Annotated in this window: 18 protein-coding genes; 9 read left to right on the top strand and 9 right to left on the bottom strand. The window is 36.7% G+C overall.

Annotated features, from left to right (window positions below; genetic code table 11):
- Nucleotides 1-11 precede the first annotated feature (11 nt).
- From HNR32_RS01065 to HNR32_RS01030, 8 genes are all read right to left on the bottom strand, one after another.
- Entirely contained in the window at nt 12-650 is a 639-nt protein-coding gene (locus HNR32_RS01065; protein ID WP_183858933.1) for an energy transducer TonB, read from the bottom strand.
- A 47-nt stretch (nt 651-697) separates the two neighbouring features.
- Complete coding sequence (locus HNR32_RS01060) at nt 698-1,060, bottom strand: EamA family transporter (protein WP_221300531.1); 363 nt, start codon at nt 1,058-1,060, stop codon at nt 698-700.
- A gap of 25 nt (nt 1,061-1,085) precedes the next feature.
- The gene (locus tag HNR32_RS01055) at nt 1,086-1,553 is read right to left on the bottom strand and encodes a metal-dependent hydrolase (RefSeq protein ID WP_183858932.1); all 468 of its coding nucleotides are present in this window, start codon (nt 1,551-1,553) and stop codon (nt 1,086-1,088) included.
- 17 nt (nt 1,554-1,570) lie between these two features.
- Nucleotides 1,571-2,020, bottom strand: coding sequence for a GNAT family N-acetyltransferase (locus HNR32_RS01050; protein ID WP_183858931.1), 450 nt, complete (start codon nt 2,018-2,020; stop codon nt 1,571-1,573).
- Nucleotides 2,021-2,195: 175 nt separating this feature from the next.
- Nucleotides 2,196-4,244 (bottom strand): OPT family oligopeptide transporter, encoded by a 2,049-nt coding sequence (locus tag HNR32_RS01045; RefSeq protein WP_183858930.1) that lies wholly within the window; start codon nt 4,242-4,244, stop codon nt 2,196-2,198.
- A gap of 277 nt (nt 4,245-4,521) precedes the next feature.
- Nucleotides 4,522-5,817, bottom strand: coding sequence for a sensor histidine kinase (locus HNR32_RS01040; RefSeq protein ID WP_183858929.1), 1,296 nt, complete (start codon nt 5,815-5,817; stop codon nt 4,522-4,524).
- A 2-nt stretch (nt 5,818-5,819) separates the two neighbouring features.
- On the bottom strand, nt 5,820-6,494 hold the full coding sequence (locus HNR32_RS01035) for a response regulator transcription factor (RefSeq protein WP_183858928.1): 675 nt from the start codon (nt 6,492-6,494) through the stop codon (nt 5,820-5,822).
- 113 nt (nt 6,495-6,607) lie between these two features.
- Complete coding sequence (locus HNR32_RS01030; RefSeq protein WP_221300530.1) at nt 6,608-7,429, bottom strand: undecaprenyl-diphosphate phosphatase; 822 nt, start codon at nt 7,427-7,429, stop codon at nt 6,608-6,610.
- Between the two features lie 218 nt (nt 7,430-7,647).
- Between HNR32_RS01030 and HNR32_RS14320 the strand changes: the two genes are divergently transcribed.
- Genes HNR32_RS14320 through HNR32_RS01000 form a run of 6 tightly spaced genes read left to right on the top strand, consistent with a single transcriptional unit; the run spans nt 7,648 to nt 14,392 of the window.
- Nucleotides 7,648-9,297 (top strand): phospholipid carrier-dependent glycosyltransferase, encoded by a 1,650-nt coding sequence (locus HNR32_RS14320; RefSeq protein WP_311636219.1) that lies wholly within the window; start codon nt 7,648-7,650, stop codon nt 9,295-9,297.
- A gap of 57 nt (nt 9,298-9,354) precedes the next feature.
- Complete coding sequence (locus HNR32_RS01020; protein ID WP_183858927.1) at nt 9,355-10,512, top strand: DegT/DnrJ/EryC1/StrS family aminotransferase; 1,158 nt, start codon at nt 9,355-9,357, stop codon at nt 10,510-10,512.
- Nucleotides 10,513-10,530: 18 nt separating this feature from the next.
- Complete coding sequence (locus tag HNR32_RS01015; RefSeq protein WP_183858926.1) at nt 10,531-11,481, top strand: glycosyltransferase; 951 nt, start codon at nt 10,531-10,533, stop codon at nt 11,479-11,481.
- A complete protein-coding gene (locus tag HNR32_RS01010; RefSeq protein ID WP_183858925.1) occupies nt 11,465-12,451 on the top strand; it encodes a formyltransferase family protein in 987 nt (328 codons plus the stop codon). Before HNR32_RS01015 ends, HNR32_RS01010 begins: the two co-directional genes overlap by 17 nt.
- An 8-nt stretch (nt 12,452-12,459) precedes the next feature.
- A complete protein-coding gene (locus tag HNR32_RS01005; RefSeq protein ID WP_183858924.1) occupies nt 12,460-13,491 on the top strand; it encodes a bifunctional UDP-4-keto-pentose/UDP-xylose synthase in 1,032 nt (343 codons plus the stop codon).
- 7 nt (nt 13,492-13,498) lie between these two features.
- The gene (locus HNR32_RS01000) at nt 13,499-14,392 is read left to right on the top strand and encodes a polysaccharide deacetylase family protein (RefSeq protein ID WP_183858923.1); all 894 of its coding nucleotides are present in this window, start codon (nt 13,499-13,501) and stop codon (nt 14,390-14,392) included.
- 57 nt (nt 14,393-14,449) lie between these two features.
- Here HNR32_RS01000 and HNR32_RS00995 read toward each other — a convergent pair whose 3' ends face one another.
- Nucleotides 14,450-14,872, bottom strand: coding sequence for an HIT family protein (locus tag HNR32_RS00995; protein ID WP_183858922.1), 423 nt, complete (start codon nt 14,870-14,872; stop codon nt 14,450-14,452).
- A 292-nt stretch (nt 14,873-15,164) separates the two neighbouring features.
- Here HNR32_RS00995 and HNR32_RS00990 point away from each other — a divergent pair, with 292 nt between their 5' ends.
- Genes HNR32_RS00990 through HNR32_RS00980 form a run of 3 tightly spaced genes read left to right on the top strand, consistent with a single transcriptional unit; the run spans nt 15,165 to nt 17,338 of the window.
- A complete protein-coding gene (locus HNR32_RS00990; RefSeq protein WP_183858921.1) occupies nt 15,165-16,175 on the top strand; it encodes a sulfate ABC transporter substrate-binding protein in 1,011 nt (336 codons plus the stop codon).
- Between the two features lie 25 nt (nt 16,176-16,200).
- The gene (cysT, locus tag HNR32_RS00985; RefSeq protein ID WP_196611106.1) at nt 16,201-17,037 is read left to right on the top strand and encodes a sulfate ABC transporter permease subunit CysT; all 837 of its coding nucleotides are present in this window, start codon (nt 16,201-16,203) and stop codon (nt 17,035-17,037) included.
- Between the two features lies 1 nt (nt 17,038).
- On the top strand, nt 17,039-17,338 hold the full coding sequence (locus tag HNR32_RS00980; RefSeq protein ID WP_183858919.1) for an ABC transporter permease: 300 nt from the start codon (nt 17,039-17,041) through the stop codon (nt 17,336-17,338).
- The last annotated feature ends 85 nt before the right edge of the window (nt 17,339-17,423 follow it).

Genomic DNA, 17,423 nt, shown 5'->3' with positions numbered 1-17,423 from the left:
TACTCCTTTGTTTAATGTGATATTGGCCAAGTGAAGACCTGTTCTATAGGTGCTGGAAAATCAGCATTCATTTTTTTAAAATGCCAGGTATATATTGTTCGTAAGGCAGCATTATCAAAGTCCTTATTGCCGGAGCTTTTTTCGATATTAGCCTTAACATGGCCATCAGCGGTGATTATATAGATAACAGTAACGCTGAGTTTAGTTATAGTGGAATCTAAATTATCGGGTAGTTTAAAGTCTTCACCCGCAATTTTTACGGGAATTGCGGGTGGCGGAATAATAGGAACTTTATCAGCTAAATTACCATGAGGAAAGCTGATGGCATAACGTTGCGGAGTAGATAATGGTTTGGGAACTGCTGCCGGGAGCGGAGGCGTAGTTTCCTGTTTTTTCTCAGTCAGTTTCTTTGTGGGAGTTTTATTAAGTAGAGAGTGATTGGTATCGGCTTGATTTTGCGTTGATTCGGATGCATCATCAAGATTTGTCGAGACTGCAGCTGGCGGTTGCTGTTCAGCAATAAAAATTTCCGCTGGCAATTTTTTTACAGCAGGTGCAGCCGGCCGGAATAAAGTAATGACGAGAAATATTATTATATGAAATAGCACAGAAACGAAAATGGCCAGTGGCCAACGATTTTTAGTGTTCATAGAAAAGTCCTATCTAAATAGATACTTACATAAGTTATCTCTGTGGCTTAAGAACGATATAAAAGAAAAACACCAGCACAAATAAGTGCAATTCCACCGACTTTATATAAGGTCATGCTTTCGCCAAAATAAAAATAGCCGACAAAGGCAGCTATTATATAGCCAATACTTAAAAATGGATAGGCATAGCTGACTTCAGTACGTGACAGAACCATGAGCCAAACAAAAAAACTCAAGACATAGCATAATAAACCAAGATAAATATAAATATTAGTCGATGCTTTAAGCAGCATAGACATAATTGAAGATAAATCTACTTGGACTGAGCCGATAATGGACATACCTTTTTTTAATACGAGCTGGGCAATGGCATTTAAAATTACGCCGGTTAAAATTAATATGAAATTCATAATGAGTTACCTTCTATATAAAAATTTATTTATCAAAATACTGTTGGAATTGGTAAAATAACAGGAACAATGTCAGTGAAACAGCAAAAAAATATTCGCCAAGACTGTTTACCGTAAAAAGTTTTATACCAATTTTCTTATTGTAGGAAATAAGGGGAACTTTGCCGCACAGGGAGTCTTCAATAATATGTAATAATGCCCCAAGGGTAAAAAATAAGGCAATAGTCGCTATAGGCCAAAATGCAGGAGAAATTATGGCTAAATGATGTAATAACAAGATGACTGCTATTATCGTAAGATAAGGCACAGTCCAATGTGTCCAGGTACGGTGCTTTTGCCGCCACTGCCAATAGGCTTTTTTGTTTTTGGGTGGTTTTCCTTCTAAACGGTCGGGCAGGACACTGCCGGCAATGCTGTAAACTGCCAGTAGGGGGTCAGCTGTAGCCGCATATACTATGGCGCCTGTTACCATCATATGGTTTACCCATTTCAATAGATATTCTCCTCAAATTATAAAATTTTAAAGTAAGTCATATTTTCATTGTCTTTTTGTCCGCCAAATGACTCATAAAATCCCTGGGCCGGTTTATTCCAAGTCAGGCATTTCCATTCAAGCTTGCAGCAATTATTGTCATAAGCAATTTGCTCGAATTTATGCAGTAATTGTTTGCCAAGTCCTTTATGGCGATGTTCTTCCCGTAAAAATAAATCATCCATATAAGCAATTTTTTTACCATAAAAGGTTGAAACCATATAAAAATACGTCAGTAAACCGGCAGGCTTATCATTAGCATCAAAAGCAATTACAGCCTGCAGGAGATTTTCCTTAAACAGATTTTTTATATCGTCAGTAGTACTTTTACAAACATCGGTAAGATTTTCATATTCAGCTAATTCATGGATAAGATTGGCGGCAGTTTCCCATAAAGCAGCTGAATCTGCAGTTTTTAAACTATACATTATATACCTCGTCAATTGCAAATTTAAATTCAATCCATCTTGCTATATTTTACGCAAAAAATAGGTCTTCTGCAAGTTATTGACGAAAGTATACGAAAAACACCTGCCGCAAAAACAGAATGATGATTGATAGCTGTTTTGCGGCAGGTGCTATAAAGATATTTAAAGAGAAAAATTATTTCTTTTCAGCTATTATGCGGCGGACAAAATAAATCATTGCTAATATACAAACAGCAAAACCTAATAGTTGAGCACTGTGCTCGAAATTATCACCGACAAGAGCTAATGGATTGCCACTGCCGCCTGAGGTTACAGACATTACAATAATACCAGCAACAATTACGCCCATAAGACTTTCACCGACAATCAAGCCGGAAGCAAAAAGAACACCGCGACGTTCATGCTTTTCTACATCTTTTTTAACATCAGCAACATTTTTTTGTTCGGCGCGTTTTTTGAGATATTTATGAACAAAATAAGCAACAACAGCACCAACTACTAGTGGCTCATCAGCGGCTGGCGGCAGATATATGCCCATGCCTACAGCAAGCGGTGGTAATGATAAAGACGGATTAACTCGCTTGAGTATTACATCAATGATTATTACAACAATCCCTAGTACAACACCTGTGCCGATAAGTGTCCAGTCAACATTATGATTAAAAATACCTTGGGCAATTGTAGTCATCAAATTGGCCTGAGGTGCAGCCATGGCTTGGGATAAGTCCATACCGGTACGAGGCATAGCGCCAGCAAAACCATAAGCCTGATATAAAAGATTTAAGATTGGTGCGATAATAGCAGCACCAAATACACAGCCTATCAGTAAAGCAACCTGTTGTTTCCAAGGGGTTGCACCAACTAACTGGCCTGTTTTTAAATCCTGTAAATTATCGTTAGAAATAGTTGCTGTAGCAAAAATTAAACTTGTAACAAAAATAGCAAAAGCAATAGCAAATTTTTTACCTAACGGATCAGCAAAAATATTTTGTGAGGTACCAATTAATAAGACAATTATTGAAGTAATGATAATACCGAGAAGACCAATACCGGAAATAGGACTCGACGACGAACCTACAAGTCCGGCCATATAGCCGCAGGCTGCAGCAACTAAAAAGCCGATTATGAGCACGACGATTGTGCCGGCAATAGTAAAACACCACAAAGTTGCACCAGTGAAACCGGCTTGGGCAATAAAGGCATAAATAGTAACGGCCATACCGATAACTATTAATAATAATAAAATTCCCATAGCTTTAGGTGAGAGGTCAGTATCCATGCGGTGCAAAGTTTTTTCAGTACTGCCAGAGCTTTGCATTAATTCCTTCATACCGGAAATAACTGGTTTTAAAAGTGTCAACAAGGTCCATAAAGCAGCAATACCGATTGTTCCAGTACCAATAAAGCGAACTTTAGAAGCCCAAACGGAAGAAGCAAAACTTACTAAATCCATGCCTTCTTTAGGACTGATCAGCGTTGTGAAATATGGCGTAAAAACCCCCCAGGCTAAAATCATGCCTATGAGCATGGCGATACCGCCAGCAAGACCGATTAAGTAACCGGCACCAAAAAGTGCCAAAGAAAGACCTAAGGTGGCGCTAAATACTGCTTTGCCGATCGAAAAGGCCCAGCTTACTTCACCGGATAAGATACGAAAACCAGCAGTACACAGACTGACAATAGCTGCTAGAGCACCACCAATACCAATTTCTTTAAGACCGTTGTCCTGATTATCAGCTTCAGCAGAATTTTTATCATGGGAAGCACTGCCGGCTTTTAATATTTCGGCTGCAGCACGACCTTCAGGATAAGTAAGATCACTATGAACAACCATAGCACGACGCAGTGGTATGGTAAATAATACGCCTAGTGCTCCACCACACAGACAAAGCATAAATGTCTGCCAAAGTGGAAATTCTGCCCAGTAACCGCTCATTAATAAGCCAGGAATAATAAAAATAACTGCAGATAAGGTACCAGCAACAGATACCTGGGTTTGTACCATATTGTTTTCTAAGATATTAGAGTTGGAAAACATGCGTAAAACTGCCATGGAAATAACAGCAGCGGGAATAGAGGAAGAAAAGGTGAGGCCTACCTTCAATCCTAAATACACATTTGAAGCAGTAAAAATACCTGTCAGAATCATGCCTAACAGCATACCGCGAAAGGTCAGCTCAGGTAGATTAACCTTATGAGCCATAACATCAACTGATTCTTTCATAAGAATCCTCCTAATATAAATTTGACTATTGTCCATTCATAATGGTGTACAGAGTTACAGTTAAAAATAAAACAAAACAATAGTTTTAAATGCCTGTTTTTTAGATATCATGATATTTTACTAAAAAAACAGAACATAATATAGTTTTGTATAATAAATTAAAAGCACATAATATATGATTAAAAGTACAAACTATAATTTATCAATACTATAATATGATAACCTGTATCGACTTGAATGTAAACAAATTTATAAAATATCTTTTTAAAGTTACTACTTAATCTTTGCTAGGAAGATATAATGTGAAACAAGTCAGAATGTTTTCTTTACTATCAACAGTTAACAGACCATGATTTTTTTCTGTAAGAGATTTAGCGATAGATAAACCTAAGCCGGTGCCCTCATATTTGCTGGCATTATCAGAACGGTAAAAACGATTGAATATATGTGGTAAGTCTTTAGTGGGAATACCGATACCCGTGTTAGTAACGCTTATTGCTAATGCATCGCTTTTGGAGAAAACATTAATGCTTATTTTTCCGTACTTTGGCGTATATTTAATCGCATTGTCCAAAAGAATAGTCATGATTTGCTTAAAATGATTACTGTCAACATAAACAAAGCTGTCAGGTACATTGTTCTCATAAGATAAGGTGATATGGTTATCTGCTGACAATGAAGTAAAAATATTGCTTATATCTCTTAAGAAGGGATTTAAAGGTATCTTTTCTTTGTTTACAGTCATGGCGCTGTTATCACAGCGAGCCAGCAATAATAAATTACTGACCAGTGTTTTCATTTTTAAGACTTCAAGGCGCATATCACCGACAATCTCGTTGGAAAAATCAGTTAATCTATTTTCCTTATCGTTTTGTAGTATATCTATACCAGATAGCAATACGCTAAGCGGTGTGCGCAGTTCATGAGATGCATTGGCGGCAAACAGCATTTGTTTTTCGAAGGATTCAATAATTGGCTGCATGGCGCTGTTAGCCATATATTTACCGGCTTTGTAAACGATCAATAGGGAAATCAATAATAAAATCATTATCCAAAGAAATAGCCGTCCTAAAAACATAAAATCTTTGCTGATATCGATACCTACATAAACTTTTCCCATATAAATATTGTTGTTATAAATACTTTCCTGGGAGATGGCATAAAAACGAAAATCATCCTTACTGGTAAATACAGATTTAATAATAGTTTCGCCACTGGCAAGATTATTGGCAGCAATAATACCGTGCACAGATTCTTTGCTCCAATCGATGTGATTGGAATTATGCAGTAACTTGCCATGGGCATCATACATATAGTAAAAAATATTATTTAAATATTTTTTACTTTCGTCGCTGGTTGGTTCAGATTTTAAATAAGGGTGCTTATCATTTAGAATATAGCTTAGTTCTTCAGCCTCTTCGGTTGCCAATAAGTTGACTTTGCTGATGATATTGTGCTGTACTGATGAAGCCATAAATCCAAAAATAAGCAGCATCATAATAAAAATTAATATGCCAGTGAGTTTAACATACCTATAGATTAATTTTTCACGAAACTGGGAGAAGATTTTCATAGCTAATCCTCAATTCTATAGCCAATGCCATGGATGGTTTTAATAATATTAGAACTGCCAGCGTCGGTTAGTTTTTTGCGCAATAACTTTATTAAGGCATCAAGTGCATTAGAAGATATACTGTCTTCGGTATTCCAAATATAATCAATTATCTGCGCACGCGGCATTGTAATATTTTTGTTTTCAATTAAAAGCTCTAAAAGCTGGTATTCACGTTTGGTTAGTGATAAATCGGAATTTTTATAAGCTGCGGTGAATGTAGTTTTGTTTATTGATAAGCCATTATTTAAATCAATAATGTCTGATACAAAAGCTTTGGGCTGACGTCTTTTAATAGCACGTATACGGGCTAATAGTTCAAGAATTTCAAATGGCTTTACAATATAATCATCAGCACCGCTGTCGAGTCCTAAAATCTTATCATCAAGGGTGTCTTTTGCTGTTAAGAGCAAAATACCGCAATTGTTATCATGGCTGCGGATATATTTGCAGACATCAATACCGCTTTTTTGCGGCATCATCCAGTCTAATAAAACTACATCGTAATCGGTAAGCTTTATATATTCGATGGCATCATTGCCATTATCGACAGCATCGACACTATGCATTTCTTTTTTCAATAAATACACAAGCATTTTTGACAGCTTACTGTCATCTTCAGCCAATAAGATTTTCATGAAATAACCTCACATTTTCAAATATCGGTATATCTATAGTTATTTTATAATAGGCATGATAAAAATAAAAGCCGGTCAAATGATGACCAGCCACATGGTTATAATATAACTTACTATTGCAGCAGAAAATAAGCAAGAATAATGATGCCTAAGATAATTCGATACCAGCCGAAGACTTTAAAATCATTGTTTCTGATATAACGTAGTAAAAATTTAATTGAAATTATTGATACAATATAAGCAATAATCATGCCTACCAATAAAATAATGATTTCGTTGCCGGTGTAATTAAAACCAAATTTGATTAATTTTAGCAAGCTGGCGCCAAACATGATAGGAATTGCCAAAAAGAAAGTAAATTCAGCAGCAATGTAGCGGGATACACCAAATAAAAGTCCACCGAGAATTGTTGCGCCAGAGCGGGAAGTGCCGGGAACAAGGGCTAAAACCTGAAAAAGGCCGATAATAAAAGCTGTTTTATAATCAAGCTCGGCTAGAGTGTTTATGCGTGGCTGGCGGTTGCTGTTGTAGTTTTCAACGACAATAAATAATATACCATAAATAATAAGGGTAAAGGCCACGACATGGGCATTCATAAAATGTTCTTCCATGTATTTATTAAAAAGCAAACCAATTATTCCAGCCGGAATGCAGGCGAAAATAACCTTGCCCCACAGGGAAAATGTTTCTTTTCTTTCAAAAAGTTTTTTGTGGTCAGAAAACGGGTTTAATTTAGTAAAATTCATTGTTACAACGGATAAAATAGCACCCAGTTGAATTACAACAAGAAACATATCCATGAATTTTGTATCTACAGGCATATGAATAAATTCATTGACCAAGATCATATGTCCGGTACTGCTGATTGGCAGCCACTCGGTAAGACCTTCGACGATGCCTAAAATAACGGCTTTTATTATAATAAGAATGTCCAAGCTAATATTCCTCCTAGATTGTTATGCCATAATTCTAGATTATTGGTCTGAAATTTATCTGAAAAATTATTATTGCGAAAATGAAGATAAATTTATCATAATAATTTCATTTTTTTTCGTTAGAATATTTACCGTGAGTAATGTGTGATAATCATTGTCTTGCGAAAAAGCAGTATGATGATATAATAATTTTAGCTATGTATTAAAAGGAGGATATTGTGCATACTTTAAGCGTGCGACAAAAAAAATGGGCAGTCATTGCCATTGTTATTTCTATCATGGCCTTATATCTTGTGCATATTGGTGATTACCCTTTAATGGAGCCAGACGAAGGTCGTTATGCAGAGATTCCACGGGAAATGCTGGCTACTGGCAATTTTATAACACCACATTTAAATGGGGTGGAATATTTTGAAAAGCCTGCATTGCAGTACTGGCTTACAGCCGCTTCGATGAAAGTTTTTGGAGAAAATGAAGGGGCAACACGCGTTGTACCAGCTGTAGCTGCCACAATAAACGTCTTTCTCACAATGTGGCTGGCGCGACTCATGTTTACGGGGCGGACGGCATTGCTGGCCGGCGTGATTTTAGCGACGAGTACACTGCATATTGTTGTGGGCTCGATAGATATTCTCGATATGCTGATAACGATGTTTATTACATTGTCCTTGACAGCTTTTTATAAGGTTCAATGCAGCAATAATCGACGCTGGTATCTGCTTTTTTATGCAGCGATGGCCTTGGGACTTTTGACCAAGGGACTCATTTCGATAATACTGCCCTTGGGAATTATTTTTTGGTATATGGTATTTACTCGAAAATGGTCAATAGCACGAGAAATATTTTATTGGCCGGGTATTTTACTGTTCTTTGTAATGGCGGTACCATGGTTTTATCTTGTTTGTCAGGCTAATCCGGACTTTTTTTATTTCTTTTTTATCAGAGAACATTTTTTACGCTTTGCTACTAAGTTTGCTGAAAGATATCAGCCTTTTTGGTTTTTTATTCCAATGATTATATTGGGCACTTTTCCTTGGATGGGATTTTTGCCATCACTTTTGTCAAAAAATGGTGTTATCCGTAAAATTGAATCAATTGAAGATAAAAGGAATATAATATTGTTGCTGGCATGGTTCTTTGTTATATTTATATTTTATTCAATATCTGATTCTAAATTAGTTCCATATATAATGCCTTGTTTTACACCGCTGACCATATTGCTGGCAGCATCAATAAGACGTTCGTCACAGCAGGGGAAATGGCTTAGTTATGGGCTTTGGCTTAACTGCTTGGGCTGGTTTGTTTTTACGGCAGCACTTATTATTTATTCAGTGCATGCTGATTATTTAAGTGCTGGACAGATTTTCCGCAAGGGCTGGCTTATTTTTGTATCAATGTCACTGGGACTTGTGGGAGTACTCATAGTATGGTTTAAGACTAAGCAAATACGCTGTACAATGGCAGCATTGGCAGTGGTAGCATTCCTATTTGCCTGCGGACTCCAGTCTATTCATGGCGCAGTAGCTTCGCAAAGAACAGCCAAGTATGTAAGTGATGATATTGCTCAAACATTGCAGGCTGATGATATTGTTGTATCATATGGTTATTATGTGCAGGGCCTGCCTTTTTACTTGCAAAAACGTATTGTAGTAGCATCGTTTTTAGGTGAACTTGAATTTGGCTCAGAGCATCCGTCGGGCAAGGGCTGGTTTATTGATGATGATGAGTTGCTTTCCTTATGGAACAGCAATAAAAGAGTTTTTATTGTCTATGAGAAAAAGAAAGAAAAAACAATAGAAAATTTAATAAAAAATCATGGTAAATTAATTCATCCAAAGGGCAATTACTACTATATTGTAAATCGCTGATAAAGTATAAAATTACTAAAAACAGACAATAAATTAATTATGCAGGGAGTTTTTATAATGAGAAAAGATTTTTTACCATTTTCCAAACCAAGTGTAAGTGAAGACGCTATAGCTGATGTATGTGATTCTATTCGTTCAGGATGGCTGGCAATGGGGCCTAAAACAGTTGATTTCGAAAAGAAATTTGCCGAATGTGTTGATGCCAAACATGCAGTAGCAGTAAATTCAGCAACGGCCGGACTTCATTTGGCAGTAATGGCTGTTGCAAAATCCGGTGATGAAGTTATTACTACCCCCATGACTTTTGCCAGTACGGTGAATGCTATTATTTATTCGGGAGCAGTGCCCGTACTTGTTGACATTGACCCTGTTACGTTTAATATTGATCCTAAAAAAATTGAAGAAAAAATAACTGCCAAAACTAAAGCTATAATTCCGGTTCATTTTGCCGGACGTCCTTGTGATATGGATGCTATTGAAGCTATTGCCCAAAAATATGATTTAGCAATTATTGAAGATAGTGCTCATGCTTTAGGTGCGAGCTACCATGGTAAAAAAATTGGTTCGTGTAAAGCGGCTCGTCACATTGCTGTATTTAGTTTTCATCCCACTAAAAATATTACCACTGGCGAAGGTGGTATGATAACTACCAACGATGAAAAAGCAGCTGATCAGATGTCAGTACAGCGTCAAAATGGTATGGATAAAGGAGCTTGGAATCGTTTCGGGGCTAAAGGAAAAAGCCATTATGATATCTTTATCCCAGGACTTAAATATCAGATGATGGATATGCAGGCAGCAATCGGTCGTGACCAGCTTAAATATTTATCTGAATTCAACAGCCGTCGTACCCAGATTGTCGCTCGTTACAATAAAGAATTGGCGGGCTTAAACGGTGTTGTTTTGCCGGCAGCGGTTGAAGATAATACGGTTCATTCCTGGCATATTTATACTATTTTGCTTGATGAAGATAAACTTGGTTTTAGCCGTGATGAATTTATGGAAAAGATGAAGGAATATAATATCGGTACAGCATATCATTATCAGGCACTTCATTTATTTACTGCTTATGGTGAAATTACTGGTCTTAAGAAAGGTGATTTGCCAATAGCCGAAAAAGTCGGTGAACAAATAGTATCATTGCCATTATTCCCAGCCATGACGGATGCAGATGTAGAAGATGTGGTTGCAGCTGTAAAAAGTATTTGTAAATAAATCTAAAAAGGTGAAATAATGACTCCAGAAATATCAATAGTAATACCGGTATATAATGAAGAAGAATCATTGCCACAGCTGTTTACAGAGCTATATCCTGTGATGGAAAAAATGCAGAGAAACTATGAAATAATTTTAGTAAATGATGGCAGCAGGGATAAATCTTTTTCCTTGTTGTATGATTTTCAAAAAATGCATAATAAAAATGTGCGGGTTATTGATTTTAATGGTAATTTTGGTCAGCATATGGCAATTATGGCAGCATTTTCCAATGTACGTGGTAAGTATATAATTACATTGGATGCCGATTTGCAAAATCCACCAGCTGAAATTCCCAATCTTATACAGCAGATGGATGATGGGCATGATGTTGTCGGTACATATCGTGAGAATCGTCATGACCCTATATTTCGTAAAGCAGCCTCTAAAATAGTTAATAAGATAACTAATAGTATAACGGGACTGCACATAAGTGATTATGGCTGTATGTTGCGTGGCTATAGCCGCAGGATAGTTGATATAATTGCTCACAGTGATGAATCAACGACTTTTATCCCAGCCTTAGGGCAAAAATATGCCGTTAATCCGATAGAAATTGCGGTAAAACATCGCGAACGAGAATTTGGCGAATCTAAATACAGTATGTTTCGTTTGATACGATTAAATTTTGACCTCATGACCAGCTTTTCATTATCTCCATTGCAATGGGTAACAATGAGCGGAATAGGAATAAGTATATTAAGCTTTATTTTAGTTGCCTATATGGTGGTTCGTCGTTTTGTAATTGGTTCGGAAGCTAATGGATTATTTACATTAATGGCAATACAGTTTTTTTTAACAGGAATATCCATAATGAGTCTGGGAATTATCGGTGAATACATTGGTCGTATTTATAAACAGATACAAAAGAGACCACGTTTTGTAATAAAAAAAATATGGGAAGAAAATGCTGATGAAGAAGATAACTGATGCAAGACCAAAGATTGCACTATTTGCCTATAGCCAACCTGGTTATGCCTGCTTGGAAGAACTTATAGCAAATAAGGCCAATGTTTCAGCAGTTTTTACGCATATTGACGCTGAAGATGAGGGAATCTGGTTTGATTCTGTTTTTGAATTGGCGAAAGAAAATAATATAAAAGTATATCGTAGTAAAAAAGTGGATGAAGAAGCTTTAAAAATTTTTGCCGCAAGCGAAGCGGATATTATAATATCGGCATACTATCGTGCGATAATTCCCGATGAAATATTAAATGCAGCGAAATTAGGAGCGTATAATTTGCACGGTTCGCTTCTGCCTAAATACAGAGGAAGAGCCTGTATTAACTGGGCCGTTCTAAATGGCGAAAAGCAAACCGGTGTAACTATGCACGTAATGACAGCTAAGGCGGATAAAGGCGATATAATTGCGCAGGAAGCTTTTCCTATTGAAATTAACGATACAGGCCATACTGTATTTCTAAAGGTAAGTCAGGCTGTACGAATAATTATAAAAAAATACCTGCCCGTGCTGGAAAATGGCACAGCAAAGCATAGCATTCAGGATGAAAGTCAAGCTACAAAATTTGGCAGGCGCTGTCCTGCTGATGGAATTATTGATTGGACTAAGGATGCCAATACTATTTATAATTTAATTCGCTCAGTAACCCATCCATTTCCAGGGGCGTTTACTTTTTTTGCTAAACAAAAATTATTTATCTGGTGGGCAGAGCCAATACTTGATAGTGTTCTTAGAGAAAAAATTGACTACACAAAATACAAACCGGGCGATATAATTAAATTAGATGATAAAGTTATTATAAAATGTGGCAGTAATTGTCTGCTGCTAAAGAAAGTAGCATGGGAGCAGCAGCCGGACAAATTACCTAACGATGCAGTATTTAAAAGTACTCTTAAAACAGGTGCGCATTTGGGCGAAGTATTAATAGAAAGTGAGTAATAGCAATAATGAAAATATTTATTACAGGTATTAATGGATTTATCGGCACGTATTTATTACGTGCAATATTACATAAAACTGATTGGCAGGTTCAGGGCTTCGATTTACACGATAATAACTTGGATGAATTTAAGGATAATCCGCGTTTTTCCATGAAACTCGGTGATATTTTTAAGGAAGAAGCATGGCTGGAAGAAGCGGTAAAAGACAATGATGTTATTTTGCCGTTGGCAGGTATAGCTCGTCCCGCTTATTATATAAGTCATCCTTTATGGACGTTTGAACTTGATTTTGAACAAAATCTTAAAATTGTGCGTCACTGTGCTAAGCATCATAAACGTGTTATTTTCCCATCCACTTCAGAGGTTTATGGAATGCCGACAGAAAACAGCTGTATTATGATTGAAGATGAAAGTACCTTAACACTTGGACCAATAAAGAAATCACGCTGGATATATAGTTGCAGCAAACAGATGATGGACAGAGTTATTTTTGCTTTTGGTCAGGAAATGAATCTGCCATTTTCTATTTTCCGTCCGTTTAACTGGGTGGGTCCCGGTCTTGATACATTTAAGGATGCTGCTGAACACAAGGCTCGTTCTATTACGCAGTTTATTTATGATATCTTATATACAGGCAAGATAAATTTAGTTGGTGGTGGCGCTCAGAAACGCTCATTTATCTGGGTTGAAGATGGTATTGATGGTCTGCTGACAATTATAAAAAATGAAAATGGCAAAGCAAATGGTGAAATATTCAATTTGGGGAACCCTAATAACCATTATTCAATAAAAGAATTGGCGCAAATGATTGTCGAAGAAATGAAAAATTATCCGCAGTTTGCCGATAAAGCCAATGCAGTAGAATTAGTGGAAATTCCAGCGGCTCAGTATTATGGTAAAAACTATGACGATATGCAGGACAGACTGCCATCAGTTGAAAAAATGAAGGATTTATTAGGTTGGCAGGCTGATACAACTTTGCGCGAAGCAATAAGACTTACATTGGACTGGCATGCTAAAAATATGATAAAGGAATAAATAGCCTATGAGTAAAAAAATAGCGATAAAGATAGATGTTGATACAAAACGAGGTTATGCTGAAGGCGTACCTAATATGCTCGATATCTTTCATAAGCATGATGTACAGGCTAGTTTTTTCTTTTCAATGGGACCTGATAATTCAGGCAAGGCAATACGGCGAATATTTCGCAAGGGTTTTTTAAGCAAGATGCTGCGGACAAAAGCACCATCTACCTATGGCTTAAAAACGATGATGTATGGAACTCTTTTGCCGCCACCGCAGATAGTAAAACCAAATCCAGCACCATTACTACGCTCGCTGCAGGAAGGGCATGCTTGTGGAGTTCATTGCTGGGACCATGTTTATTGGCAGGATAAGCTGCCGCATTTGACAGAAGAAAAAATTCGCGAGCATTTGACTTTGGCTTGTGAATTGTTTACGGAAATAACCGGGGATAAGCCGCGTTTTTGTGGTGCACCGGGCTGGCAGGTAACAGCGGATAGTTTGAAGGTGCAGCAGGAGTTTGAGTTTGATTTTTGCTCGGATGTGCGTGGTTATGAGCCGTTTTATCCTGTTATGGAAAAACAGAATTTTATGCCGCTGCAAATTCCGGGAACATTACTGACTATGGATGAAGTTTTAGGCGCCAATGGCATAAATGATGATACCATTGTTGACTATTGGCTTAAGAATTGTGACAAACAGTGGAATGTGTGGACTATTCATGCGGAAATGGAAGGTTTGTCCAAACTATTTATTTTGGATGAATTTATTACAAAAGCTAAGCAGCAGGGGTTTGAATTCGTACTGTTAAAAGAAGGAAAAAACTTGCCGGATATAAAAAAATGCCGCGTTTATCAGGGATTCCTGCCAGGCAGAGCAGGTACATTGGCGCTGCAAAGTGATCCCTTAAATTAGGGAAATAAAAAAGTTCTAGTGATATTTTTATATCGCTAGAACTTTTTTACTTATATATTAAACTAAAGCTGTTTTTATTTTATTGACGAGTTCATTATATTCATTATCACTTAATTTTACTTTATCTGGATTCATGGCAAAAACACCGCCCCATTCAAATGCATCCTTATATTTAGGCACTAAATGAGTATGAATATGTTTGGCAGTATCGCCATAAGCACCATAGTTGATTTTATCGGGATTAAATAATTTATGTAAAATACGGGAAACTTTGGCAACATCCTGATAATAGGCGGAAACATCACTGTTGTTGAGATCGGCAATATCAGCAACATGGTCTTTATAAGCGACTATGCAGCGTCCTTTATGACTTTGTTCCTTAAATAAATATAATTTACTGGCAGGCAGGTTACATATGAATATACCAAAACCAGCTAATACTTGCTCATTGCCGCAATAAGCACAATTTTCATCTTTCATATCAACATCTCCTAATTGTGAGATTATCAAATGATTATCATTTTATAATCAAAAAATAATTTGATTATAAATGATATTTTGTTAATTTACAATTACTAATTAAAAAATATGTATTGACGTTACAAAAATGATATGATAGTATATTCCTTATAAAATTTATAACATATTGAATATATACAGCTTAATAACTGATATGTACTGGCTAATTAGAAAACTAAAGGCTGGGCAGACATTTGTATTTTTATGCATTTGTCTGTCTGGCCTTTTTATTTTGCTGAAAAGGAAAAATATTATGTTTAAGATGGTAATACTTTTACTGCTGGGAAGCTGCTTGTTTTTACTTACAGGCTGTAGTAATACGCAGCAAAATAACTCAGCTGAAATTATAAATGTTTCTTATGATTCAACCAGAGAATTATACCAACAATATGATGACGTCTTTAAAAAATATTGGCAGCAAAAAACTGGTGAAAATATAAATATAATTCAATCACATGGTGGCTCTGGTGCCCAGGCTCGTTCTGTCATTGAAGGAAATGCTGCCGATATTGTTACCTTGGCAACAGCTGCTGATATTAATGCTATAGCAAATAGCAATTTGCTCGATAAAAATTGGCAGCAAAAATTACCAAATGAAAGTACGCCATACACATCTACTATAGTTTTTTTAGTGCGAAAAGGAAATCCTAAAAATATACATAGTTGGCAGGATTTAACAAGAAAAGATGTGGGAATTATCACTGCTAATCCGAAAACTTCTGGTGGTGCTCGCTGGATTTATCTGGCAGCCTGGGCTTATGGTGCAGAAAAATATCAGGGAAACGAGATAGTAATAAAGCAATTTATGAAAAAAATATTTGCCAATGTATTGGTGTTAACATCAGGTGCCCGCAGTGCTACAACCGCATTTGTTGAAAATCAACAAGGCGATGTCCTGCTGGCATGGGAAAATGAAGCTTATTTGGCAGCCAAGGAACATCCCGATGAATTTACGATAATATCACCAGCAATAAGTATTATGGCACAGCCAACAGTAGCAGAGGTGGATAAAGTAACAGCAAATAAAAAAACTCATGCTGCAGCTAAGGCATATTTAGAATATCTGTATTCACCGCAGGGACAAAATATTGCAGCGCAAAACTATTATCGTCCCAGTGACAGCAAAATCTTACAGCAATATGACAAGGTGTTTAATTTACATATGAAGCTTATAAAGATAGACAGCTCGATATTTGGCGGCTGGACAGCCGCAGCAAAAAAGCATTTTTCGGATGGCGGAACATTTGATCAGATATATCAATAAAATTTTGTGAAATGAGGTAATGTCAATGCAAATAAAAAATAGCAGTATTATCCCCGGGTTTAATATCTCGATGGGCATTACTATCTTTTATATTAGTTTTATTATATTGCTGCCGCTTATTTCTATTATAATTGTGGCAGCTGATATGACATGGATGCAATTTGTTCATGCTGTTTTTGATAGAAGAATTATATCTGGTTATATTGTAAGCATTGTTTGTTCATTGACTGCGGCTATCATTAATTGTTTGTTTGGTACTGTTTTAGCATGGGTTTTAGTACGTTATGATTTTCCCGGCAAGGCAATTATCGATGGGCTCATAGAATTGCCTTTTGCAGTGCCAACGGCGGTAGCAGGTATATCCTTGGCATCGTTATATGCACCAGCGGGATTGATTGGCTCGATAACTGCACCATGGGGGATAAAATTAGCCTACTGTCAGATAGGAATAACGATTGCTCTTGTGTTTGTAACGATTCCGTTTGTGGTAAGAACGATACAGCCTATATTGCAAAATCTTGATCCGTCATTTGAAGAAGCTGCTTTTACATTAGGGGCAGGACGATTTACTATTTTACGCAAAGTGGTATTACCAGAGCTTCTGCCAGCATTGCTGTTAGGTGGTGGGTTAGCTTTTGCCAGGGCATTGGGGGAATATGGCAGCGTAATCTTCATTGCTGGTAATATGCCTTATAAAAGTGAGATTGTTCCACTATTGATAATGGTTAAGCTGCAGCAGTTTGATTATCCGCAGGCTACTGCTATCGCTATTGTAATGCTGATATTTTCTTTTGTTATCATGTTGGCAATAAATTCACTGCAAATACATTATCAGGCAATTATCAGCGGGGGCAGAAAATAGTATGGCAAATTTAAAAAATATAATGAGCTGTAAATATATTTTGATTGCAATCAGTATAATATTTATTTTTATTATGCTGCTACTGCCGCTGATTGTTATTTTTCATGAGGCATTTAAAAATGGCATTAATTCTTATATAGTAGCAGTCAGTAATCATTTAACTTTGCAGGCACTGCAGTTATCGATAACAACAACTCTAATTGCTGTTATTTGCAACAGTATATTTGGCCTTTTTGCGGCATGGGCTTTGACACGGTTTTATTGCCGGGGCAGTAAATTTTTGACAACACTTATTGATTAAATGGGAGCCGCACACTCGTGACTTTAGTCGTGAGTTAGGCGACCAAACTAGTCAGTATGTATAGAAATATGCATATAGAGATTGG

Origin of the sequence: Pectinatus brassicae, from assembly GCF_014201835.1 — a bacterium.
Taxonomy (GTDB): Bacteria; Bacillota; Negativicutes; order Selenomonadales; family Selenomonadaceae; genus Pectinatus; species Pectinatus brassicae.
This window is presented reverse-complemented; position numbering and strand designations above follow the sequence as displayed.